Source organism: Ruegeria sp. AN6 (assembly GCF_056540425.1).
This window is the reverse complement of record NZ_JBQFWR010000002.1, coordinates 78128-99340: the sequence shown is the minus strand read 5'-3', so window position 1 is coordinate 99340 and position 21213 is coordinate 78128. Positions and strand designations below refer to the sequence as shown.

At 56.1% G+C, this 21213-nt stretch carries 24 protein-coding genes; 12 read left to right on the top strand and 12 right to left on the bottom strand.

Going from position 1 to position 21213, the window contains the following annotated elements; translation table 11 throughout:
• Window positions 1-6: 6 nt before the first annotated feature.
• Window positions 7-1044, bottom strand: a complete 1038-nt coding sequence (locus ACR0MQ_RS04695; protein WP_480606314.1) for an efflux RND transporter periplasmic adaptor subunit — start codon at window positions 1042-1044, stop codon at window positions 7-9.
• A complete protein-coding gene (locus tag ACR0MQ_RS04690; protein ID WP_170772558.1) occupies window positions 1041-1508 on the bottom strand; it encodes a MarR family transcriptional regulator in 468 nt (155 codons plus the stop codon). Before ACR0MQ_RS04690 ends, ACR0MQ_RS04695 begins: the two co-directional genes overlap by 4 nt.
• Before the next feature lie 154 nt (window positions 1509-1662).
• Here ACR0MQ_RS04690 and ACR0MQ_RS04685 point away from each other — a divergent pair, with 154 nt between their 5' ends.
• Window positions 1663-2787, top strand: coding sequence for a beta-ketoacyl-ACP synthase III (locus tag ACR0MQ_RS04685; protein WP_170772560.1), 1125 nt, complete (start codon window positions 1663-1665; stop codon window positions 2785-2787).
• Between the two features lie 175 nt (window positions 2788-2962).
• Complete coding sequence (locus ACR0MQ_RS04680) at window positions 2963-3661, top strand: hypothetical protein (protein WP_480606311.1); 699 nt, start codon at window positions 2963-2965, stop codon at window positions 3659-3661.
• A 104-nt stretch (window positions 3662-3765) separates the two neighbouring features.
• On the opposite strand, the gene ACR0MQ_RS04675 is transcribed toward ACR0MQ_RS04680, so the two are convergent.
• Window positions 3766-4227, bottom strand: a complete 462-nt coding sequence (locus ACR0MQ_RS04675; RefSeq protein ID WP_170472887.1) for a hypothetical protein — start codon at window positions 4225-4227, stop codon at window positions 3766-3768.
• Between the two features lie 358 nt (window positions 4228-4585).
• Between ACR0MQ_RS04675 and ACR0MQ_RS04670 the strand changes: the two genes are divergently transcribed.
• Window positions 4586-5164, top strand: a complete 579-nt coding sequence (locus tag ACR0MQ_RS04670; protein ID WP_170772564.1) for a thymidine kinase — start codon at window positions 4586-4588, stop codon at window positions 5162-5164.
• Here ACR0MQ_RS04670 and ACR0MQ_RS04665 read toward each other — a convergent pair.
• The 5 genes from ACR0MQ_RS04665 to ACR0MQ_RS04645 form a co-directional block, all read right to left on the bottom strand.
• The gene (locus ACR0MQ_RS04665; RefSeq protein ID WP_480606308.1) at window positions 5161-6111 is read right to left on the bottom strand and encodes a 2-hydroxyacid dehydrogenase; all 951 of its coding nucleotides are present in this window, start codon (window positions 6109-6111) and stop codon (window positions 5161-5163) included. The two genes, ACR0MQ_RS04670 and ACR0MQ_RS04665, sit on opposite strands and share 4 nt — an antisense overlap.
• Window positions 6111-6449: a tRNA-binding protein gene (locus ACR0MQ_RS04660; protein ID WP_170472910.1), complete on the bottom strand. Its 339-nt coding sequence runs from the start codon at window positions 6447-6449 to the stop codon at window positions 6111-6113. Before ACR0MQ_RS04660 ends, ACR0MQ_RS04665 begins: the two co-directional genes overlap by 1 nt.
• Window positions 6442-7257 (bottom strand): pyrroline-5-carboxylate reductase, encoded by an 816-nt coding sequence (gene proC / locus ACR0MQ_RS04655; protein ID WP_170772568.1) that lies wholly within the window; start codon window positions 7255-7257, stop codon window positions 6442-6444. The genes ACR0MQ_RS04660 and proC overlap by 8 nt, the downstream gene beginning before the upstream one ends.
• A gap of 33 nt (window positions 7258-7290) precedes the next feature.
• A complete protein-coding gene (locus tag ACR0MQ_RS04650; protein WP_010441802.1) occupies window positions 7291-7791 on the bottom strand; it encodes a type III secretion system chaperone family protein in 501 nt (166 codons plus the stop codon).
• Between the two features lie 314 nt (window positions 7792-8105).
• A complete protein-coding gene (locus ACR0MQ_RS04645; protein WP_010441801.1) occupies window positions 8106-8354 on the bottom strand; it encodes an accessory factor UbiK family protein in 249 nt (82 codons plus the stop codon).
• 97 nt (window positions 8355-8451) lie between these two features.
• Here ACR0MQ_RS04645 and lgt point away from each other — a divergent pair, with 97 nt between their 5' ends.
• The 4 genes from lgt to ACR0MQ_RS04625 all read left to right on the top strand — a co-directional run bounded on the left by lgt (window position 8452) and on the right by ACR0MQ_RS04625 (window position 12666).
• Complete coding sequence (lgt, locus tag ACR0MQ_RS04640) at window positions 8452-9339, top strand: prolipoprotein diacylglyceryl transferase (RefSeq protein ID WP_480606305.1); 888 nt, start codon at window positions 8452-8454, stop codon at window positions 9337-9339.
• Window positions 9336-10403 (top strand): class I SAM-dependent methyltransferase, encoded by a 1068-nt coding sequence (locus ACR0MQ_RS04635; RefSeq protein WP_480606302.1) that lies wholly within the window; start codon window positions 9336-9338, stop codon window positions 10401-10403. The genes lgt and ACR0MQ_RS04635 overlap by 4 nt, the downstream gene beginning before the upstream one ends.
• On the top strand, window positions 10400-11158 hold the full coding sequence (pgeF, locus tag ACR0MQ_RS04630; protein WP_170777016.1) for a peptidoglycan editing factor PgeF: 759 nt from the start codon (window positions 10400-10402) through the stop codon (window positions 11156-11158). The genes ACR0MQ_RS04635 and pgeF overlap by 4 nt, the downstream gene beginning before the upstream one ends.
• Window positions 11159-11883: 725 nt before the next feature.
• On the top strand, window positions 11884-12666 hold the full coding sequence (locus ACR0MQ_RS04625) for a Hint domain-containing protein (protein ID WP_170772576.1): 783 nt from the start codon (window positions 11884-11886) through the stop codon (window positions 12664-12666).
• A 119-nt stretch (window positions 12667-12785) separates the two neighbouring features.
• On the opposite strand, the gene ACR0MQ_RS04620 is transcribed toward ACR0MQ_RS04625, so the two are convergent.
• Complete coding sequence (locus ACR0MQ_RS04620; protein ID WP_010441796.1) at window positions 12786-13286, bottom strand: Lrp/AsnC family transcriptional regulator; 501 nt, start codon at window positions 13284-13286, stop codon at window positions 12786-12788.
• Window positions 13287-13513: 227 nt separating this feature from the next.
• On the opposite strand from ACR0MQ_RS04620, the gene trxB reads away from it, so the two are divergent.
• From trxB to ACR0MQ_RS04595, 5 genes are all read left to right on the top strand, one after another.
• The gene (gene trxB, locus ACR0MQ_RS04615; RefSeq protein WP_010441795.1) at window positions 13514-14455 is read left to right on the top strand and encodes a thioredoxin-disulfide reductase; all 942 of its coding nucleotides are present in this window, start codon (window positions 13514-13516) and stop codon (window positions 14453-14455) included.
• A 1-nt stretch (window position 14456) separates the two neighbouring features.
• Window positions 14457-14915 carry an RES family NAD+ phosphorylase gene (locus ACR0MQ_RS04610; RefSeq protein WP_480606298.1) on the top strand — a complete coding sequence of 153 codons (459 nt, stop codon included), beginning with the start codon at window positions 14457-14459 and terminating at the stop codon, window positions 14913-14915.
• 93 nt (window positions 14916-15008) lie between these two features.
• Window positions 15009-16664 carry an adenylate/guanylate cyclase domain-containing protein gene (locus ACR0MQ_RS04605; protein ID WP_480606294.1) on the top strand — a complete coding sequence of 552 codons (1656 nt, stop codon included), beginning with the start codon at window positions 15009-15011 and terminating at the stop codon, window positions 16662-16664.
• Window positions 16665-16864: 200 nt separating this feature from the next.
• Window positions 16865-18583: a bifunctional sulfate adenylyltransferase/adenylylsulfate kinase gene (locus ACR0MQ_RS04600; RefSeq protein WP_480606291.1), complete on the top strand. Its 1719-nt coding sequence runs from the start codon at window positions 16865-16867 to the stop codon at window positions 18581-18583.
• 131 nt (window positions 18584-18714) lie between these two features.
• Entirely contained in the window at window positions 18715-19557 is an 843-nt protein-coding gene (locus tag ACR0MQ_RS04595) for a glycosyltransferase family 32 protein (RefSeq protein ID WP_480606288.1), read from the top strand.
• 20 nt (window positions 19558-19577) lie between these two features.
• Here ACR0MQ_RS04595 and ACR0MQ_RS04590 read toward each other — a convergent pair whose 3' ends face one another.
• The 3 genes from ACR0MQ_RS04590 to ACR0MQ_RS04580 all read right to left on the bottom strand — a co-directional run bounded on the left by ACR0MQ_RS04590 (window position 19578) and on the right by ACR0MQ_RS04580 (window position 21195).
• Window positions 19578-20465 (bottom strand): PhzF family phenazine biosynthesis protein, encoded by an 888-nt coding sequence (locus ACR0MQ_RS04590; protein WP_480606285.1) that lies wholly within the window; start codon window positions 20463-20465, stop codon window positions 19578-19580.
• An 86-nt stretch (window positions 20466-20551) separates the two neighbouring features.
• Window positions 20552-20776: a DUF1150 family protein gene (locus tag ACR0MQ_RS04585; RefSeq protein ID WP_170772588.1), complete on the bottom strand. Its 225-nt coding sequence runs from the start codon at window positions 20774-20776 to the stop codon at window positions 20552-20554.
• A gap of 5 nt (window positions 20777-20781) precedes the next feature.
• On the bottom strand, window positions 20782-21195 hold the full coding sequence (locus tag ACR0MQ_RS04580) for an Hsp20 family protein (protein WP_010441788.1): 414 nt from the start codon (window positions 21193-21195) through the stop codon (window positions 20782-20784).
• Window positions 21196-21213: the final 18 nt, after the last annotated feature.

The window sequence follows — 21213 nt, the reverse complement described above, 5'->3', positions numbered from 1 at the left end:
CCGCCCTTAGTTCGAGAAGCCGACAAAGCGGCGGACGGTTTGTCCGTCGGATAGCGCACCACCACCGGCGACGACGATTTCTTCGCCATCGGTCAAGCCGGTGAGTACGCGGACATCGCCGCTCTGGGTGGGTTCAATCGTCACGGGAACCCGGCGTACGGTGCCTTCATCGGCACCAACCGGCGAGAAGACCATCGCGCCCAGTGCTCCACTGGCATCAGCTACTATAGCCGTGGGCGGGATGATGATCCCGGTACGCTCGTCCTGCACCTGCACCGTAACCGTTACGGAGGAGCCGGGTAGAATTTGCAACCCCTCTGGCGGGGTCAAACCAAACTGGATGCGGAACGTCTGGCCCACGCTTGAGGATTCTGCGTCGAATTCGCGTATTTCCAGCGGAAAAATCTCATCGCTAACCGGGAACTTAGCAGTAATGGTAATATCATCCTGCTGTCCGGAACGCTGGAACAGGATTTCGGGCACGTCGACCTCAATCCGCAGTTCGGACATATCATGGAGTCGCACGATGGGCGTGCCCGCTGAAACAGTTGTAAACGCTTCAACCGCGCGGCTTGAGACCAGCGCATCGAACGGGGCGGTCAGCGTCGCATGCTCCAACGCATATTCGGCGTCCCGTACCGCAATCGCAGCCAGTTGCGCCGCTGTTTCGGCATCGTCAACGGCCACTTGGCTGGCTGCCGTTCCACGCAGTCGAGACAGACGGGCAAGGGTGCGGTCCGCCTGATCTTTCTGGAGGCGAGTGCGGTCGAACTGCAGCTCAAACGGTTCCTGATCGAGACGGGCAATCAGTTCACCTTTGGGGATCACAAAACCTTCGGTCACAGGCATCTCGACGATCTGCCCCGCGACCTGAAACGCCAGATCAACGGTTTGTCGCGCAGCGATCCGGCCGAAGAACTGACGCGAAAAGCCGGGTGAAGTTTCGCTGAGCTGCATCAGTTTCACAGGCTTTGCAGGCTCTTGCGCCATGGCGGGGGCAGTCAACAAGGACAGTGCGAGGCAAACAGAGGTCAGGAGTTTCATTTCGTCAATCCCTCGGGAATTCCGGTTTTCAGAATATTGTCACGGATTTTGTGTGCCAGCCGTGCGAACTCGGCGGTTTCTTCGGTGTTCAGACCGGATGCGCTGTGAAACAACTCACCAGCCACGGCCACCAGCATGTTGCGGGCCTCTTCGCCCTGTTCGGTCAGCACCAATAGCCAGGCGCGCCGGTCTTCGGGATCGCGCTGCCGGGTCAGATGCCCCGCCTGTTCCAGTGCATCGGCGGTCGCGGTGATCGTGGATGGCACGCTCAGCATATCTGCCGCCAACACCCCCATACGTTTGGGCGCATCCAGCTTGATCAACATATGACATTCCTGATGGCTCAGGTCCGTTTCGATGCAATCAAAGCTCTCTTCCAGTTTCCAATAAAGCGCATAGACCCCCATCATCGCCTGAATCTCAGGGCTGAGGCGGCCTAGTCGGGTGCTGATTTCGTCAGACATGGGTCTCTTCCATCCGAATCGCGGCGAAATATACTTCGAATAATGAACTATTCAAGTTCTGAAGCGGCCGCGCGTGCATTCCCTTGGGTCAACACATCTTGATCAATACCGGCTGGGGCTGCATTTTGTTCAGATCATGAACTCAGGATCAGCCATGTACACTCCTGCCATCACCGGTACCGGCGTCTATACGCCCGAGAACATCATCACCAACGCCGAACTGGTGAAAGCATTCAATGCCTATGCTGACCGGATGAACGCCGAAAATGCGGATGCGATTGCAGCGGGTGAGATGGAACCGATGCAGCATTCCTCGGAAGAATTCATCGTCAAAGCATCGGGGATTCAAAACCGGTATGTGATGGATAAGACCGGCGTTCTGAACCCCGAGATCATGCATCCAGCGCTGCGCCAGCGCAGCGACGACGAACCGGGGATCATGACCGAGATGGCCGTGGATGCGTGCCGCAAAGCCCTGGCTCAGGCTGGACGCGATGCCGAGCATGTCGATCTGGTGATCTGCGCCGCCTCGAACCACGAACGCGCCTACCCGGCGATTGCCATCGAGATTCAACAGGCACTTGGGATCGAAGGGTTCGGGTTTGACATGAACGTGGCCTGTTCCTCGGCCACCTTCGGCATTCAGGCGGCGGCTGATATGGTGCGCTCTGGAACGGTACGTGCGGCGCTGGTGGTGAACCCCGAGATTTGTTCGGGCCATCTGGAGTGGCGCGACCGGGATTGCCACTTCATCTTTGGTGATGTGGCCACAGCAACACTGGTCGAACGCCGTGACAATGCAAATGGCCCGCATTTCGAGATCATCTCGACCCGCTGCGCTACATCATTTTCCAACAATATCCGGAACAATAACGGCTTCCTTCGCCGCTCTCGTCCAGATGGGGTTAAGGATCGCCGCGACATGCAGTTTATGCAGAACGGGCGTAAAGTGTTCAAGGAAGTGCTGCCCATGGTCAGCAAACATATCAGCGACCATATGGAGGCCGAGGGTATCAGCAGCGATAACCTCAAGCGCCTGTGGCTGCATCAGGCCAACAAGACTATGAATGATTTCATCGGCAAAAAGGTTCTGGGCCGTGAACCTGAGGCGGAAGAGCAACCTAATATTCTACAAGACTATGCCAACACATCCTCGGCAGGATCGATCATTGCTTTTTCGAAACACTCAGATGATCTGATTGATGGCGATGTGGGGCTAATCTGCTCATTTGGCGCCGGGTATTCCGTAGGATCGGTGATTGTGAAGCGGCACCAATAAACGGCATATATTCATTTCTTTGCCTACCCGTTCCTCTCGGCCTGCACCGTTTCAGCCTGAAATTGTTGCTTGAAAATTTCTTCAGATAAGCCCCACCGATCCTTCATCTTCGATCAACACCTCATACACGGGTGCCCCGGGCATCCGAGTGGAGTATTGATGGGAGCCCTAAGGTATGGGAAAATCGACGAAAACTGGGATGACCGCGCTGGTTGCTGCGCCATTCATCGGAGTCATGTCCAGCAGCGCGGCTGTTGCCGAGGCTCAGGTCTGTACAGTCAACACAGCGCGCAGCGCCGCGAATAGTGGTGATTATGGAACGCTTTGCGACTGCTCACATGTCACGCCCGGTTTTGTCAAACATCTGCAAAAACGCTCGGACCTGCCGGATATTTTGCAGAACACGTCAGCGCTATGCCCAGGGCTAACCAATTTGCTTGTCGATCTTCCAACTGCGTCTGTCACTGGCGCATCGACGGGGGAGGATCGCAGCAGTGATCCGAATTTAAGGTCTGCCGTAGCTGAAAAAGATGAAGACGCAGGACCAAATACAGGCGGAGGCCCTGGGTCTGGCGAAGGAGATACGCCTGGAAACAGCGGGGGCGAACCCGGAGATGGAGGAGACAACCCTGGCGATGGAGGCACCAATCCCGGTGATGACGGTGACAAGCCCGGAAAAGGTGGCGACAAACCCGGCAAGGGTGACGGCAAACCCGGCAATGGTGGCGACAAGCCCGGTAAGGGCGGTGGCAAAGGTGGCCATGGCGGTGATAAGCCCGGAAAGGGCGGGGCCAAAGGCAACAATGGTAGTGGGAATGGCTCAGAAGGGGCCAGCCCCGGGCGTGGAAAGAATGCCAACAACGACGAAGGCTGAATGAAGGGGCTCAATACGAAGAAAGGCGGCCTGCGTGCCGCCTTCTTCAACAAGAAATCATTGCAAATCCATGCAGAGACTAAGCACCAACAAGTGCGGATGCGTCAGCTGACGCTTTCTTCTTCAAGGTGAAGCTTCATCTCGATCAGCACCTGCTGCAGCATGCTGGTCTCTTTCAGCAAGCGCTTTGCCTCGTTGACGGTGATGATGCCATCTTCGATTGCGGTCTGATATTCGGACATCAGCATCGCAAAGCGTTGGCTTAATGCAATGACGTCAGAATTCACGCCACCGGTACGAGGGCCTTCTGAATTCCGACCGTTATAAGACAGGGTGATACCCTGCAAATCGGCCAGTGCCGAGGTGACATGCGGGTAAGCTGCGGCGTTTTCCAACTGCGCAACAGCATCTACAGGCATGAAGCGGTCAACGTGTTCGGCATTATCAGAATAATATCTTCCCAGGGTGGCTTTGGATTTACCAGTGATCTCGCACGCGGCTTCGATCCCGACATCCTTCACCAATGCCTCGGTGTGCTTTTTCAGATAGGCCCCGATATCTGCCATGTTGCTACCCTTGTTACCTGCGCTCCTGTCCCCCGCCTGTCCGTGCCGGGGGAAAGGGTAGGGAAATTTCCCATATTCGAGTCATAATTGAAATGCCATAAGTTGACTATCCCTCAGATATGCAGGGATTTTGTGAGTGAGTGGCGGCCGTTCGTGCCGGTAAAGAGTGATTGCAGGGCAATATTACCGCCTTGCAAAGTAAATAGGCCAACTATAGGCCGAAGACGCCGCTGTTGCGGACGCGAGGTTATCCATCCCCAAGAGCATCTGCTCGGCCTCTGCTGCTGTAGCGGCGGCGTCACTTTCCCCATACATGAGACCGCTTGCCCAGACCGATCAGGCGAATTAGACCCACGGCATGGCAAAGCTCTATTTCAACTATTCGACCATGAACGCGGGCAAATCGACCGTGTTACTGCAGGCCTCGCACAACTACCGCGAACGCGGCATGGATACCTATCTCATGACCGCCGCCATCGATGGGCGCGCGGGTGAGGGGCAGATCGCTTCGCGAATCGGCATTTCCGAACAGGCGGACAAATTTCACCCCGCCGACGATGTGTTTGCCATGATCGAGAACCGTCTGAAAAAGGGACAGATTGCCTGCGTGTTCATTGATGAGGCCCAGTTTCTGTCGGAAGAACAGGTCTGGCAGCTTGCGCGTGCTGTAGACGACCTGAAAGTTCCCGTGCTGACATACGGATTGCGGGTGGATTTTCAGGGCAAGCTCTTCCCGGGATCTGCCACACTTTTGGCATTAGCTGACGAGATGCGCGAAGTGCGAACCATCTGCGAATGCGGCCGCAAGGCGACCATGGTGATTCGTCAGGACGAGAACGGGAACGCCATCACCGAAGGTGCCCAAGTCCAGATCGGCGGGAACGAGACCTATGTTTCGCTCTGCCGCAAACACTGGCGCGAGGTTGTCGGCGACTAGACCGGGTTGGGCAAGGCTCGCCCCGCAACAAATGCCGCCACATTGTCCAGCGCCATATGGCCCATATCGGTGCGCACCTCTTCCGTTGCCGTACCCAGATGCGGCAACAGCGTCACATTCTGCATCTCGCGCAAAGTAAGTGGAACTTCGGGTTCGAATTCGTAAACGTCCAATCCGGCGCCAGCGATCTGCCCTTCTTGCAAAGCAGCAATCAACGCTGTCTCATCTATGACTTCACCGCGTGCGATGTTGACCAGAATTCCATCGGGTTTCATCGCCTCCAGCACTTCGGCGTTAACTAGATGGCGCGTTTCAGTCCCGCCGGGAACGGCTAATACAAGAAAATCTACAGACGCCGCCAATGCATCGAGATTGGGAAAGTACTCAGTTGGGAAATCCACCTGCTTTGGGCTACGCGATTGATACGCGACCCTCATGCCAAATCCAAAATGACAGCGTTGAGCAATCGCCTGCCCAATCCGCCCCATACCCACGATACCCACCTTCTTACCGCTTACATGATGGCCCAGCATTTGCGTCGGGTGCCATCCTTCCCAGCCGCCTGATCTAACCAGACGCTCCCCCTCACCCACACGGCGCGCGGTAGCCAGCAGCAAGGTCATGGCAATGTCTGCCGTGGCATCTGTCACAGCGCCGGGCGTGTTGGTTACCGAAAGGCCTGCTGTCCGCGCTGCGTCCACATCAATATGATTGTAGCCAACGCCGAAATTTGCCAGCAGTTTACAGCGTGGCTCAGACGTTTGGGCAAACACCTGTGCCGAAAACTGATCTCCGAGCGTGGGGATAACGACATCAAATTCGGTCAGCGCGCGCACCATCTCGTCTTGTGTCAGAGGCGAGGTCGCCTCACGAATTTCGACGTCGAACTCTGCTCGGGCACGGGCTTCGACAGCCTCAGTCATTGGGCGGGCAATCAGCAATTTCATTAGTGCATCCGCCCCCCGGTAGGAACTTCTCCGTCCGGCCCGATCAGGACGATCTCTCCGTTTTCGTCCGGAAGACCCAGCACCAGAACCTCGGACATGAACTTGCCGATCTGACGCGGCGGGAAGTTCACAACAGCCATCACTTGCTTGCCCACCAGCGTCATCGGGTCGTAATGGGCGGTGATCTGGGCAGACGTCTTGCGCTCACCTATCTCATCACCAAAGTCGATCCACATCTTGATCGCGGGCTTGCGAGCCTCTGGATATGGTTCAGCACGGACGACCTCGCCAACACGAATGTCTACTTTGAGAAATTCGTCGAATGTGATCTCACTCACGAGATAGCTCCTTGGATCGGTTGGTTGCGGCTTTGACGGCACGATGCAGCAGGTCTGGGAACCCTTCCTCTTCGTGCATAAGCACCTCAAGCGCTGCCTGCGTGGTGCCATTGGGCGAGGTCACATTGACCCGTAGTTGCGCGGGATGCTCATCTGCGGCCATCGCCAACGCCCCTGCCCCGGCTACGGTTGATTTGGCCAACTTCATCGCCAGCTCAGGCGGCAAGCCATGTGCTTCACCTGCTTGTGCCAGCGTTTCAATTAAGTGGAAAACATAGGCCGGACCTGAGCCACTAACGCCAGTGACGGCATCCATCTGCGTCTCATCATCAAGGCGCACCGTTTCGCCAATCGCCGAAAGCAATCCCTCGGCCAATACAATATCGGCATCCGAGGCTTTCGAATTACCAATCAGCGCCGTAATCCCCTGCCGAACTGCTGCAGGTGTGTTTGGCATTGCTCGGATGATGGGTGTGTCCGCACCCAGAACGTTTTCGAAAGTGGCCAAAGATGTGCCGGCAGCGACCGAAATGAACAGACTATCGCCACCGCCCAGCGCCTGAATGGCAGGCAAAGCCTCACCCATCATCTGCGGCTTTACAGCCACCAAAACCACTGCCGGGGATTCGGGGAGAGGTGTGTTTATGTTGACGCCCTGCGCCTTCAGCCAGTCAGAGGGATAAGGATCGATCACCCAAACCGATGCTGCGGGCAGGCCATGTTCCAACCAACCCGCAAGCATCGCTGAACCCATCTTGCCGCATCCCAGAAGCACCAACCCCTGTTCGGCAACGCGCGAGATATCCATGATTGCCCCTCCCCTATGGTTTGGGGCAAAGCTTTACGCGCGGCCGTAAGCCTCTGCAATGGCGACTTGCATTGCCTCTTCGGGATCACGGTTGCCCCAGGTCACCAGTTGGATCGCAGGGTAGTAGCGCTCGGCGCTCAGTACCGCTGCGGTGATCATGGTATCGATTTGTTCCGGGCTGGCGGTCTGACCACCGGCCAGTACCAAGCCATAGCGATAGACCATCAATTTTTGATTGGCCCAGTAGGTAAACGCCCCGGCCCAACACTGATCATTCATCTTGTTCAGCAATTCATAAAGCTCGGTTTCGCGCTCGGCTGGAGGCTCCATTTCGAACGAACACACCATACGCAGCGTTTCGTCGTAATTCGACCAGGCCAGTGTGATCGAGTATGTGCGCCACTGTCCTTCAACGGCCATGGCAATCTGATCATCCCCGATCCGGTCAAAATCCCAGTCGTGATGTTCTGCAAGATGTTCAACAATGTCGATCGGATGAAGGTCTTCTTCGAGATACTGCTCGGAAAGGGCCATAATGCCACCTCACTAATCTCTAGCAATTTGGGGCTGGCAGCGCCCCAGCGCTAGTTGCCTGCTCTACAAGCCGGGCTTCCCCAGTCTGTCTGTACTAAATATGGTGCGACGCACGCCGGGTTCTGGCAACCCTAATTATTGGGGATAACAGCAATAAGTTGTGGACAGTTGGCAACGCCGATCAAAATATTGGCGTCTCACGCAGCTTTGTCTTGATTATTTTCTGCAAGGCGGCATCATACACGACACCGCTCAATCCAAGTCTGGATTGCGCGGCTGATTGTCTTTGCCTGAAATTTGCAATTCAGTCGGACTTATTTGTCCAGCTTCGCTTCAAGTGCGGCAATACGCTGTTCAAGCGCGGCATTTTCTTCGCGCGCTTTCTGCGCCATGGCCCGCACGGCATCAAACTCTTCCCGGGTGACAAAGTCGCGATCAGCCAGCCAGCGATCCATCATCGACTTCATCGCATTTTCAGCTTCTTCCCGCGCCCCTTGCGCCACGCCCATGGCGTTGGTCATGAGTTGAGACATATCGTCCAGAATCTTGTTACGGGTTTGCATGGGCTTTCTCCGATTTCACGATTGCTCTCTATATGGGTAAAGAATGGCCCGGGCTCAAGGTTGACTTGCCCCGTAAACCCCGGGCAATGAGACGCACATGCAGGCTGTACTGAATTTTCCCGATCTGTCACCCGACGTTTTCTCGATCTCTGTGTTCGGGATGGAGATTGCGCTGCGCTGGTATGCGCTGGCCTATATCGTTGGCATTCTGATTGCTGGGCGCATGGCGCTGATGGCGCTGCGGCGACCTGGGCTTTGGACGGACGAGACACCCCCGATGCGCCCCGACCAGCTTGAGGATTTAGTGACCTGGATCATTCTGGGTGTCATCCTCGGGGGCCGTTTGGGTTTCGTCCTTTTCTATCAGCCCGCCTACTACCTATCGCACCCGCTGGAAATCCTGATGGTCTGGCAAGGCGGCATGGCGTTTCATGGCGGCCTGCTGGGCGTGATCATCGCCAGTTATCTGTACGGTAAGCGCCACAAGATTCCGCTTCTCTCGCTAGCCGATCTGGTCGCCCACACGGTGCCACCCGGGTTACTGCTAGGGCGGCTCGCGAATTTCAGCAATGCCGAACTTTGGGGGCGGCCCAGTGAGCTGCCATGGGCGGTGATCTTTCCCGGCAGCGCGGCACAGGATTGTCCCGGCGTTGTGGCCGGAATGTGCGCCCGCCATCCTTCGCAGCTGTATGAAGCAGCACTTGAGGGGCTGCTTCTTGGTGCACTACTGATCTGGTTGGCCTATCGGCGTGGCGCGTTTCAGAAACCCGGTCTGATTATGGGCGTGTTTCTTGCAGGCTACGGCACTTCGCGATTCCTGGTCGAATTCTTTCGCCAGCCGGACGCCCAATTTATCACACCCGGCAACCCGCTGGGGCTTGCATGGCATGTGGGTGGGTACGGCCTGACCATGGGGCAGCTTTTATCATTGCCGATGATTGCACTTGGTCTTTGGTTTGCGCTGCGGGCGCGGCGTAGATCATGAATCTGAAGGATCTTCTGCTTCTCCGCGTTCAAAATGATGGCCCCATGACCGTCGCCGACTACATGACCGAATGCCTGATGCATCCCGAGCATGGCTATTACGCGACCCGCGACCCGCTGGGCGCCCAAGGTGATTTCATCACTGCTCCGGAAATCAGCCAAATGTTCGGCGAGTTGATCGGTTTGTGTCTAGCGCAATGCTGGCTTGATCAGGGCAAACCCGAACGTGTCGCACTGGCAGAGCTTGGCCCCGGTCGTGGCACGCTAATGGCAGACATCTTGCGCGCGACAAAAGGTGTTCCCGGATTTCATAACGCGATCGAGATTATGCTGTTTGAGGCCTCTCCGGTCCTGCGCAGCTTCCAGTCCAAAACCCTGCAGAACTATAAACCCCAATGGGTCGAGGCCATTTCTGATCTACCGGATCTTCCGCTGTATCTGGTGGCAAACGAATTCTTCGATGCTCTTCCCGTACGTCAGTTCCTGCGTGACGGCGAAGGTTGGCGCGAGCGATTGGTCGGGGGTGACGGCACCTCACTTGCATTCGGACTTGGCGCGCAGACCCCTCAGGCTGCACTGAACGAACGATTACAGGATACACAGGATGGCGATCTGGTCGAGTTATGCGCTGCTGCAACCTCCATTCTGAGCAGCGTCGCGGGGCAGATTTCACGGAATGGCGGAGCTGGGCTCATCATCGATTATGGCGACTGGCGATCTCTTGGAGACACTTTGCAAGCCTTGCAGACACATAAAACAGTCGACCCATTGGACCAACCCGGCCAGGCTGACCTGACAGCGCATGTCGACTTTGAGACATTGGCGATTGCGGCGCGCGCTGCGGGCTGTGTCCATTCAAGGTTGACACCGCAAGGGGTGTTTCTTGAACGACTAGGGATCACCGCGCGTGCTCAATCTCTTGCTGCCCGGCTCAGCGGGTCACAGCTTGAGGCGCTGATATCCGCACATCGACGGTTGACGCACCCGGATGAAATGGGAAACCTGTTCAAAGTACTGGGCCTATATCCGCAACACGCTGCACCGCCACCGGGACTGGAACCATGACATTGGAAATCCTCACCTCTGATATTTTGTCCCCAGTGCGACACGGGTTCTTCAGTCGTCGCGGCGGCGCTTCGTCAGGCATTTATGCGGGTCTCAATTGCGGAACCGGTTCAACTGATCTGGCCGAGGCCGTAGCCTTGAATCGTAGGCGCGTCGCCAAGGCCATGGAAGTCACCCCAGAGGGCTTGATCGGCGTGCATCAGGTGCATTCTCCAACCGTAATCACCGTGGACGGACCAATTAATGGCGAGAAGCCCAAAGCAGACGCGGTTGTTACGGCGACGCCAGGCCTCGCCCTGACGATATTGACGGCGGATTGTCAGCCAGTTCTATTGGCTGATTCTGACGCAAAAGTGATCGGTGCGGCGCACGCGGGTTGGCGCGGAGCGTTAGACGGCGTTCTAGAGGCAACTCTTGATGCGATGGAGGGATTGGGGGCCACACGGGCAAACACTGCTGCGGTCATTGGTCCAACCATTTCGCAACGTGCATACGAAGTTGGCCCGGAATTTCTGGACAGCTTTGTCGCTGACTCGTCGGAAAACACGCGATTCTTCGCAAATGGCGAAGGCGACCGCCTGCACTTTGACTTACCCGCGTTTGGCCTGCACCGTTTGCGTCAGGCCGGTGTTGGACAAGCCGAATGGATTAAGCACTGCACGTATTCCGACCCTGATAGGTTTTATTCCTATCGGCGTTCAACTCACGCCAATGAGGTCGACTACGGCAGGTTGATTTCAGCGATCAGGTTGTAGATCTAGCCCGAATTAAGGCAATATCGCCCAGATTCCGCCACATTTATTGTGTTTATCTGTCACAGAATCGTCTCAAATTTTCACCAATGCTCAGACGGTTACCCGAAATTGGGGCAACTGAGCGTTGGCGTACGTAGCCAAGAGGTAACTAAAACCTTCTTATTGTCCTGAATTCATCCCGGATCAGCCTTATCGGTGCCGCAAAGCCGCATCACATTTGGTCGACATACAGGAACCGGGCGTTTCGCCCCAACGAAGCAGGATGATGAATATGAGAATGAAATCGCGCTTTCTGAATGCCGTGCTTACGGCCATTAAGGATCAGGAACCAGAAATGCCCTGGAAGCGGGTTTCTAGTCACTCTGTCAGAGTCGCGCGTCGCCTGGCGGCCAGACGCTGACAAGCAACCCCATGGGACCAGCTGCCGGTCTCAACGGGCAAGCCACATACCGGGTAATGCTCCGGTTCGGTATGTGGGGTCGCGATCGAGATTGCGACCATGTTTCGGAGCGTGTGCGTGCGGGCAATTGAAGCCTGCAGTTTACGAGTTTGTCTGGGGGGTCATGAAATTGACCATGAACATTGGTGTTTACTTTTCGCGGCGCTGCGCACGTGCAGCATCGACCGGTGTTTATCCCTTTGATTAAAGACAAAGAACATAGCCGTTTGGCGCAGTTGCACGGGGGTTCAAAATGCCCGGACGGTATTTAGAGGAGACGGAATATATGGCTATTCCAAATTCTCTGGCACAAGCTGCCAGAAACGCGGTCGAGACGTCAGCGCTGTTGCGCGATGTGCCTGGGCCGTCAACAAAACCTAAGGCCCAACTTCGAAGGTACGAAGTTTCTTGCCTGCTGGAAAATGGGGATGTTTCACAGACAAGGCATATCGCACCAGCCTTACCGATGTTCGAAGATGCGTTTTGCGCCTTTACACGTGGCTCGTTGGTCGAGACAACGCATGGTCCGATGGCCATTGAAGACCTGTTGCCCGGTGATGATGTTCTTACTCAGAACGGATCATCCGAAACGGTGCTTTGGAAGGGGTCTGTAACACTAATCCCGGGGCGCGAAGATTCGCGTGGACGGACCCGTCCGCTGACCCGAATTATGGCCGACACCTTTGGGATGCAGAAACCAATGTCGGGCGTTATCGCTGGTCCCGCAGCACGCCTGCTCGCGACACCAGCGCATATGCGCCATTTGCATGCCGGCCAACCTATGCTGACACCCGTGAATGAGTTCCAAGACGGTACAAGCGTAATTGAAACGCTACCGCCGACTCCGGTTGAGTTGTTCCATATCTGCGTCGCGCGACATTCGGTCATCCGGGTTGATGGTCTGCAATTCGAAACCTACCATCCTGGCGTCAATGCTGTACGTATGATCAGCCACTCTTTGCGATCGATCTATCTGAATCTATTCTCACATATCGAATCACTGAACGATTTTGGCCCATTGCTCTTGCCAAGGGCCGGAGATGGTGAAATTGACGCCTTAACAGCGTGAAATGGTTAACGATTACTGCAAGTGTAGAGGCATCATGCAGATATTAGTAATTTGGGCACTATCCCTGGCTGTGGCAGCGGTGCTGTCACCATGCGCGGTGGATCAATCTGGCATCAGGGTCAGGCCGTCTGGTTCATCCGGTCTTCCAGTACGTCAAATGGTACGCCTGGCTCGTCTTTTGCGCCTCGGATAACGAGCGAGGTTTTCACGCTGGCAACGTTTGGCGTGGTCAGCAACTCACCCGTAAGAAATTGCTGAAAACTGCTGAGATCCGGTGCAACGCATTTCAGGATGAAATCCACCTCGCCGTTCAGCATGTGGCATTCACGGACTAAAGGCCATTCGCGGCAACGGTCTTCAAAGGCACTGAGTTCGGATTCAGCCTGGCTTTCCAACCCGACCATCGCAAAAACCTGCACCTCGAATCCAAGTTCGCGGGCGTTCACATCCGCATGGTAACCATGGATATAGCCTGAATCCTCCAATGTCCGCACCCGTCGCAGACAGGGTGGAGCCGATATTCCAACGCGTTTGGCAAGTTCAACATTGGTCATTCGGCCGTCGGCCTGCAGCTCCGCAAGAATCTTGCGGTCGATTTCATCCAATCGGGTCGCGACCATCGAATGCTCCTAAATTTTTCCGGTTGTTATATCAGCAGCCCCGGTGGGCGCAATAATATTTCACGACTGAGCAATTTTCGTTATCTCAAATGTATGTTCGCCCGATCATCCTGTCATCAGTCGCATCACGAGCTTGCAATATGAAAGGGCTTTAAGCTCTGCGTTGTGGTCGCTATATCGATCCGGATTGGAAAATTGCCCTAAAAGGCAGATCGAGTGGGGATACCATGGCTGAAACACGACACACAAAGGTTTTGATCATCGGATCGGGACCGGCCGGATACACTGCTGGCGTCTATGCAAGCCGCGCCATGCTGGAGCCGATTCTGGTGCAGGGGATCGAGCCTGGAGGGCAACTGACCACTACTACCGAAGTCGAGAACTGGCCCGGTGACACCGAGGTGCAAGGGCCGGATCTGATGGTGCGGATGCAGGATCACGCCAAGGCCATGGGATGCGAGGTCATCGGTGACATCATCAACGATCTGGACCTCAGCCAGCGCCCCTTCACGGCCAAGGGTGACAGCGGCACAGTTTATACTGCCGATGCAGTAATCCTGGCCACAGGCGCGAGGGCCAAATGGCTCGGCCTGCCATCCGAGGAAAAATTCAAAGGCTTTGGCGTCTCGGCCTGTGCCACCTGTGACGGTTTCTTCTATCGTGGGCAGGAAATTGTGGTAATCGGAGGTGGGAACACCGCGGTGGAAGAGTCGCTGTTCCTGACCAATTTTGCCAGCAAAGTCACGCTGATCCACCGCCGCGATGAGCTGCGCGCCGAGAAGATTCTGCAGGACCGGCTGCTCAAGAACGAAAAGATCGAGCCGCTGTGGTTCCATGAATTGGACGAGGTCGTTGGCACCGATGCTCCGCTGGGCGTCGAAGGCGTCAAGGTCAAGAACGTCAAAACCGGAGAGATCACCGAAATCCCGTGCAAAGGCGTGTTTGTCGCTATCGGTCACGCCCCGGCGAATGAACTGGTTAAAGACACCTTGGAAACCCACATGGGGGGCTACGTCATTACCAAACCGGGCACGACCGAGACCTCGGTTCCGGGCGTCTTCGCAGCCGGGGACTTGACCGATCATGTGTATCGTCAGGCTGTAACGAGCGCTGGCATGGGTTGCATGGCTGCGCTGGACGCCGAGCGGTTCCTGGCGGAGAACGACTAGAATGATCACAGAGTTCTCCGGCCCGGTCTGGAGAATTCTGTTCCGCAGCCAATTGGGCATCCCATTGGCACCTGCCCGCGCACCCGAAGGCCGGTTTCATCATTCCGGCCAATTCGCCCTGTATGCTTCACTAAGCGCAGAAGGAGCTGGGATCGCCATACGGCGCTATGTCTCGCCATGCGATCCGCCGCGTGTAATTCAACAGTTTCAGGTTTCCGCAGCGCATTTGATGGACTTGCGGGGACGCGCCGATGTCTCGATTGTCTGGCAAGACCTGCGGGACAACGGCACCCCTTCCCCAACTTGGCGATTTTCGGATGAAGCACGCGCAGTTGGCGCGGACGGGCTGTTGTACAGTTCGCGTTCGCGGCCCGAACTTAGCCATCTCGTGTTGTTCAGTACTGGGGTCAATTTGATACAGCCGACGAGCACGCCTAACGATTGGCGTCCCGAAAGGTAACCTTGACCGACGCACACCGCCGTATCAGGATCGATTCAAACAACGCGACGAACAGGTAAGCTTTTGGATAACGCACTTTGGCGCGGCGGATGGATGAGCCGGCTCAGGATCGCAAGCGGCCTCGTGCTGTTTGTCTTTGCGTTCTTTCACTTCATCAATATCGGCTTGGGTCTGTTTCACACCGACCTGCTGCACGGGATGCAGGGCGGGCGCAAAGCTGTCAACCGCCATGAGATCGGCAGCATCGTGATATATGGCGCATTGCTGATGCACATGGTTCTCGCGCTGGTCTCGCTTGCGCAGCGCCGTACGCTCAGGATGCCTTTCAGCGTCGCGCTTCAGGTTATTCTTGGCCTGTTGATCCCGCTGCAGCTAGTCTCTCATCTGGTCCAGACCCGCTATGCGCATGAGATTTTCGGGGTGAATGATGAAATGGGGTACATCATCATCCTGATGTGGCCCAGCACCGCGATCTGGTTCCAAAGCCTATTGCTGCTGCTGGTGTGGATTCACGGGTGTATCGGGCTGCATATGTGGCTGCGGCTGACCACATGGTGGCGCGCGCTGGTTCCATATCTGATCGGCATCGCCGTCTTTGTACCGGGCTTTGCCTTCGCCGGTCTTCTTACCGAGGGGCGGCGTATCTGGGCCGATTTTGCTGACCCCGATCTGCGAGAACAGTATATCGAACACTATAACTGGCCCTCGCAAGACGAGTTTCAGGCCCTGTTTGCAGTCAAAGATTATGCGCAGTGGGTATTCTGGGCCGCGCTGGCGCTGACCGGAATGGTCTATCTCGGGCGCAAGCTTTGGCGGCGGCGGCATTCGGTGAGGGTACGCTATATCAACGGTCCCGAAGTCGTGTCAGAAAAAGGCATGACCCTTTTGGAGATGTCGCGCGCAAACGGCATTCCCCATACTGCGCTATGCGGTGGCAAGGGGCGCTGCACGACCTGTCGTGTTGTGGTTGAAGAAGGCGCCGATCAGCTGCACCCGCCTACCGAAGTCGAAGCCCGCAGTCTGAAAGCCGTCAGCGCGCCCAAAGGTACCCGCCTTGCCTGTCAGATGCGGCCGACCGACCCGCTCACCGTGTTTCGCGTTTTTCGCCCGGACGGTGCGCGCGATCGTGCGCATGCCAGTCAGGGGCAAGAGCGGCAACTGGCAGTTTTGTTTCTGGACATGCGCGGATTCACCGCCCGCACGACTGGGCAATTGCCGTATGACATCGTGTTTCTGTTGAATCGTTTCTTCGACGCAATCGTTCCCGCGATCACCGAGCAGGGCGGAGTGGTTGATAAATATATGGGCGACGGTCTGTTGGCGATGTTCGAAACAGCTAATGCCGCAAGTTCAGCAAGTGCCGGTCTAAGGGCGGCGGCTGGGATCGGGCGGGCATTGGAGCGTTTCAATCAACAGCTTGAAGCAGAAGGCAGCCAGCCCGTACGTATTGGCATGGGCCTGCATCTTGGTGATCTTGTATTGGGCGAAATTGGTGCCGCGAAACACGCGCCGCGCACTATCATAGGAGACGCGGTAAATGTTGCCAGCCGACTAGAGGCCGAAACCAAAGCGCTGGGGGTCGAGCTTCTTGTATCGGACAAGGTTCTGGACGCGGCGGGGTTGCAATGTGATCCGCGCGATCTGCGCGAATTCAGCCTACGGGGTGTCTCTGAACCTGTCCCCGCCCTGCCCGTCAGACACGCACCCGACCTTGAATCGCAAACCACGCCCCTGGAACAGATTGCCTGAGAATGCGCCTAATGTCGTTGAGCAGCGGGATTTTTTCAATAGCCTGAAACAAAAAACAGAAAACCGTTCCATTTCGGGAAAAAACCGCGCATATCCTCCTTTGTTTCTACCGGTCTATGGACATCGCACCGAGGTCGGGGCAAATGCCTCACTAACACCTCTGAAACAACAGAAAACGACACTGCGATAAGAGATTTCCTATGACGATGCTAAGCAATCTGGCCCCGATCCCTGAATTATACGTTTCTTACGAATCCGCACAAAAACTGAAGGTCGAAGCAGCCGACCTAACCAGTTGGGACCTAAGCCCCCGACAGATCTGCGACTTGGAACTGCTTATGAATGGCGGGTTCAACCCGCTCAAAGGTTTCCTGAGCGAAGCCGACTACGACAACGTGGTCGAAAACATGCGCCTGGCCAATGGGACGCTGTGGCCAATGCCGATCACGCTGGACGTTGATGAGGAATTTGCAGCGACCATCGAATTGGGTCAGGACATTGCCTTGCGTGATCAGGAAGGCGTCATTCTGGGCACCATGACCGTGACCGACCGCTGGACACCGGACAAAGCGCGTGAGGCGGAAAAGGTCTTTGGTACCGATGATGATGCGCATCCGGCTGTGAATTACCTGCATAATGTAGCGGGCAAAGTTTATCTGGGCGGCCCGGTCACTGGCATTCAGCAGCCCGTGCATTATGATTTCAAAGCCCGCCGCGACACGCCGAACGAGCTGCGCGCGTATTTCCGCAAAGTGGGCTGGCGCCGGATCGTAGCATTCCAGACCCGCAACCCCTTGCACCGTGCGCATCAGGAATTGACCTTCCGCGCGGCGAAAGAGGCACAGGCCAACTTGCTGATCCATCCCGTGGTTGGCATGACCAAACCGGGCGACGTGGATCATTTCACCCGCGTGCGTTGCTATGAAGCCGTGCTGGACAAATATCCGGCCTCAACCACCTCGATGTCGCTACTGAGCCTTGCGATGCGCATGGCTGGCCCGCGTGAGGCAGTCTGGCACGGGTTGATCCGCGCAAACCACGGTTGCACCCATTTCATCGTTGGTCGTGACCACGCCGGTCCGGGCAAAAACTCGGCTGGTGAAGATTTCTATGGCCCCTACGACGCGCAGGACCTGTTCCGAAAATATCAGGACGAGATCGGCGTCGAGATGGTCGACTTCAAACACATGGTTTACGTGCAGGAACGCGCCCAATACGAGCCGAATGACGAGATTCTGGACAAGAACAACGTCACGATCCTGAACATCTCGGGCACGGAACTGCGCCGCCGTTTGCGCGAAGGGCTTGAGATTCCGGAATGGTTTTCGTTCCCCGAGGTTGTACAAGAATTGCGCAATCGTTTCCCGCCACGATCTCAACAGGGTTTCACAGTGTTCTTCACGGGCTTCTCGGGCTCAGGCAAATCCACAATTGCCAACGCTTTGATGGTCAAACTGATGGAGACCGGGGACCGTCCTGTCACCCTGCTTGACGGGGATATCGTGCGAAAGAACCTGTCCTCTGAGCTGGGCTTCTCAAAAGAGCACCGCGACCTGAACATCCGCCGCATCGGCTATGTGGCCAGTGAGATCACCAAAAACGGCGGTATCGCGATCTGTGCACCGATTGCACCCTATGCCACCACCCGGCGCGCCGTGCGCGAAGAGATCGAACAATTCGGTGCGTTCTGCGAAGTGCATGTGGCCACCAGTATTGAGGAATGCGAGCGCCGCGATCGTAAAGGCCTTTATAAGCTCGCGCGTGAGGGTAAAATCAAGGAATTCACAGGAATTTCTGATCCTTACGATGTGCCCGAAAATCCCGAGCTAAGCGTCGAAACCGAGAATGTCGAAGTCGACAACTGCGCCCATCAGGTTCTGCTGAAACTGGAAAGCATGGGATTGATCGCTGCCGGTTGAGCACCTCGTAAAAGTAACGGCAGCCTCCGTCATTCGGAGGCTGCCACATTCGTCTGAAACACCCCACGTTGCCGGATCTGGTGAAAACCGAATATAGATTGAGCAATCGAATGATTGGGTGTGGTCACTGAATGGCGCAGCCTCTGCCAACTATTGCCGGCTTCTGGTACGGTTCGAATTTATCCTGGATCGAGGCGCTTTGCATCCAATCCTACCTCGATAACGGTCACGAATTCGTTCTTTACACCGCCGAACAGATCGATGGTGTACCAGACGGTGCCGTAATTCGTCCTGCATATGACATACTCTGGCCTGCTCCGTTCGATCTTGAGAATAACGACCGACATCGGATCGCAGTTTTCTCAGACATCTTTCGGCTGCATCTGATGCGGAAAACCAGTTCTATCTGGGTCGATCTGGACGCGTACTGCGTCAGGCCATTTGAGTTCGAAGGCCCTTATGTCTTTGGCTCCACTTCCTCTGGATCACTTCCCAACGGGGTTCTCCGGCTGCCGAGTGAGTCACAGGCACTGACGCAGATGTTGGAATTTGTGGCGGCCGAAAACCCAACCCAACCATGGCGTGGACCACGCTTGCACCGAAAGAACAGCGATCGTTCCATGCGCGGAGAAACATGGGGGATCGAGGCGCTGCCCTGGGGATGTTCCGGCCCCAAGGCGCTGACTCATTTCATGAACAAGACGGGTGAGGATCGCCAAGCAAAACCGCCAGATGCGTTTTATCCACTTGAACGGCAAGAGCTTTGGAAACTGCACGCACCGAACATCGCGCTGACAGAGTTCGAGGGTGAGCGGACCTATTCAGTTCATATCTACGGCCATCAAAAGAAATGGCTCGCAAGTCAAAATGCAGGCCTGCCGCAGAGAGGGTCATATCTGGAAAGGATCTGCGAACGGCATTCGATTGATCCGGCTTCGCGACCAGTCATTCTGGCAGATTGGATGAAGCAGTAAGCTGCGACAGACCCAATGCGCTATGACAACCCGTCAGGCAGGTCTACCTGCCCACGCATCAGCACATGGCCGCGCCCGGCAACTTTGATTCCAGTCATGGCTTGGGAGGGCCCAACCTTCCTAACGCGCGCCTGGCCGGGCCGCCCCATATCGTGCCCCTGCTCAGCGATAAAACAGTCCTTCTTCATCAAATCATATTTCCACAGATAGGCCGCCATCGCCCCGGTCGCCGAACCCGTAAACGGGTCTTCGGGAGGACTTGGCGGCGCCATCAAAAGGCGCGAAAATGTATCGCCTTCCGACGTTGCGCCATCGAGCGTGACCAGAAACGGCTCGGCCATGTCGGACCCCGAGAATCCAGCCCTTACAGCAATTCTTCCAAGCGAATCCACGTCAAGCTTAGCCGCACGCAGCGCTGCGTGATCGCGCAAAACCGTGATGCAGAACGGCAGCCCGGTCGAAACGAATTGAGGTGGAGAGACAATTGCAGCCTCAGGCAACCCGATAGCAGCAGCAACCAACTTGGCTGGCACCTGATCACCAAATTTCGGAGCGACCTGCGTCATCTCAATTTCATCGCCATTAAGTTCGATCGATACGATCCCTGCCCCGGTTTCCAGCGTCAGCGCATCGCCTTCGAACAGGTCACGCGAACGCATTGCTGCAACGGTTGCGATTGTCGGATGTCCAGCAAACGGGATTTCCCGGCTGGCAAGAAAATATCGGACTCGGATGTCGGCTACATCCGATGGTCCTGTGAAGGTGCATTCAACCAATGAGGTTTCGCGCACGTAAGACATACAAGCCTCATCCGTCAGGCTGGCCCCGCCATGCACGACTGCGCAGCCGTTACCGCCAAAGGCCCGATCACTGAATGCGTCCACCCAGTCAAAATCATACCAGCTCATGATGCACACTCCTGCTTTGCCGACTGCGGCAAGATCACCGCAGTCGAGGCAAATGTCACGTCATTTCAGCAGAGTGCGGAGCCGGTTCAGTGAACGGCCACGGGCGAAAGATCATGCTCCCGTGCAAGCACAAAGGCCAGTTTGCGGTCGGCCACCAAAGCCAGTTGCTGGCCATCGGAATCGTGAACCGCATAGAGCTGATCCAAATCGCCTGCCCGCTCGCGCAGATCCTGCGGCAGGTCGGCCACATCGACGGCCTTTACATAGACAATCCGGTTGCCTTCAGTGTTGATCTCAATCGGCGTATTCATTGCTCTTACCCCTTCTTGATGTTGATTGTCTGAACCACGGTTTCTGGCACGGCGCGGGTCAGATCCACATGCAGCAGACCGTTCTCCATGATCGCCTCGCCCACCTCGACGCCATCTGCCAGCACAAACATTCGCTGGAATTGACGGGCCGCGATGCCGCGATGCAGGAAAATGCGCCCTTCACTGTCGTCGCGTTGACGGCCCCGGATCACCAGTTGGCGATCCTCGATCGTGATCGACAAGTCCTCTTCCGCGAAACCAGCCACGGCCAGCGTGATGCGATAGGAAAAATCCGAGGTCTGTTCGATGTTATAGGGCGGGTACCCTTCGTTGCCAGCCTTTGCAGACCGTTCCAGAAGGCGTTCCAACTGCTCGAACCCCAAAAGATGCGGGTATGAGCCTAAGGTAAGTTTCGACACGTATTTTCGTCCTTCTTT

Excerpts from the sequence above, each read along its gene's own strand:
- ACR0MQ_RS04695 (WP_480606314.1), bottom strand. The coding sequence starts at position 1,044 with ATGAAACTCCTGACCTCTGTTTGCCTCGCACTGTCCTTGTTGACTGCC.
- ACR0MQ_RS04690 (WP_170772558.1), bottom strand. The coding sequence starts at position 1,508 with ATGTCTGACGAAATCAGCACCCGACTAGGCCGCCTCAGCCCTGAGATT.
- ACR0MQ_RS04685 (WP_170772560.1), top strand. The coding sequence starts at position 1,663 with ATGTACACTCCTGCCATCACCGGTACCGGCGTCTATACGCCCGAGAAC.
- ACR0MQ_RS04680 (WP_480606311.1), top strand. The coding sequence starts at position 2,963 with ATGGGAAAATCGACGAAAACTGGGATGACCGCGCTGGTTGCTGCGCCA.
- ACR0MQ_RS04675 (WP_170472887.1), bottom strand. The coding sequence starts at position 4,227 with ATGGCAGATATCGGGGCCTATCTGAAAAAGCACACCGAGGCATTGGTG.
- ACR0MQ_RS04670 (WP_170772564.1), top strand. The coding sequence starts at position 4,586 with ATGGCAAAGCTCTATTTCAACTATTCGACCATGAACGCGGGCAAATCG.
- ACR0MQ_RS04665 (WP_480606308.1), bottom strand. The coding sequence starts at position 6,111 with ATGAAATTGCTGATTGCCCGCCCAATGACTGAGGCTGTCGAAGCCCGT.
- proC (WP_170772568.1), bottom strand. The coding sequence starts at position 7,257 with ATGGATATCTCGCGCGTTGCCGAACAGGGGTTGGTGCTTCTGGGATGC.
- ACR0MQ_RS04650 (WP_010441802.1), bottom strand. The coding sequence starts at position 7,791 with ATGGCCCTTTCCGAGCAGTATCTCGAAGAAGACCTTCATCCGATCGAC.
- ACR0MQ_RS04645 (WP_010441801.1), bottom strand. The coding sequence starts at position 8,354 with ATGCAAACCCGTAACAAGATTCTGGACGATATGTCTCAACTCATGACC.
- lgt (WP_480606305.1), top strand. The coding sequence starts at position 8,452 with ATGCAGGCTGTACTGAATTTTCCCGATCTGTCACCCGACGTTTTCTCG.
- ACR0MQ_RS04635 (WP_480606302.1), top strand. The coding sequence starts at position 9,336 with ATGAATCTGAAGGATCTTCTGCTTCTCCGCGTTCAAAATGATGGCCCC.
- pgeF (WP_170777016.1), top strand. The coding sequence starts at position 10,400 with ATGACATTGGAAATCCTCACCTCTGATATTTTGTCCCCAGTGCGACAC.
- ACR0MQ_RS04625 (WP_170772576.1), top strand. The coding sequence starts at position 11,884 with ATGGCTATTCCAAATTCTCTGGCACAAGCTGCCAGAAACGCGGTCGAG.
- ACR0MQ_RS04620 (WP_010441796.1), bottom strand. The coding sequence starts at position 13,286 with ATGGTCGCGACCCGATTGGATGAAATCGACCGCAAGATTCTTGCGGAG.
- trxB (WP_010441795.1), top strand. The coding sequence starts at position 13,514 with ATGGCTGAAACACGACACACAAAGGTTTTGATCATCGGATCGGGACCG.
- ACR0MQ_RS04610 (WP_480606298.1), top strand. The coding sequence starts at position 14,457 with ATGATCACAGAGTTCTCCGGCCCGGTCTGGAGAATTCTGTTCCGCAGC.
- ACR0MQ_RS04605 (WP_480606294.1), top strand. The coding sequence starts at position 15,009 with ATGAGCCGGCTCAGGATCGCAAGCGGCCTCGTGCTGTTTGTCTTTGCG.
- ACR0MQ_RS04600 (WP_480606291.1), top strand. The coding sequence starts at position 16,865 with ATGACGATGCTAAGCAATCTGGCCCCGATCCCTGAATTATACGTTTCT.
- ACR0MQ_RS04595 (WP_480606288.1), top strand. The coding sequence starts at position 18,715 with ATGGCGCAGCCTCTGCCAACTATTGCCGGCTTCTGGTACGGTTCGAAT.
- ACR0MQ_RS04590 (WP_480606285.1), bottom strand. The coding sequence starts at position 20,465 with ATGAGCTGGTATGATTTTGACTGGGTGGACGCATTCAGTGATCGGGCC.
- ACR0MQ_RS04585 (WP_170772588.1), bottom strand. The coding sequence starts at position 20,776 with ATGAATACGCCGATTGAGATCAACACTGAAGGCAACCGGATTGTCTAT.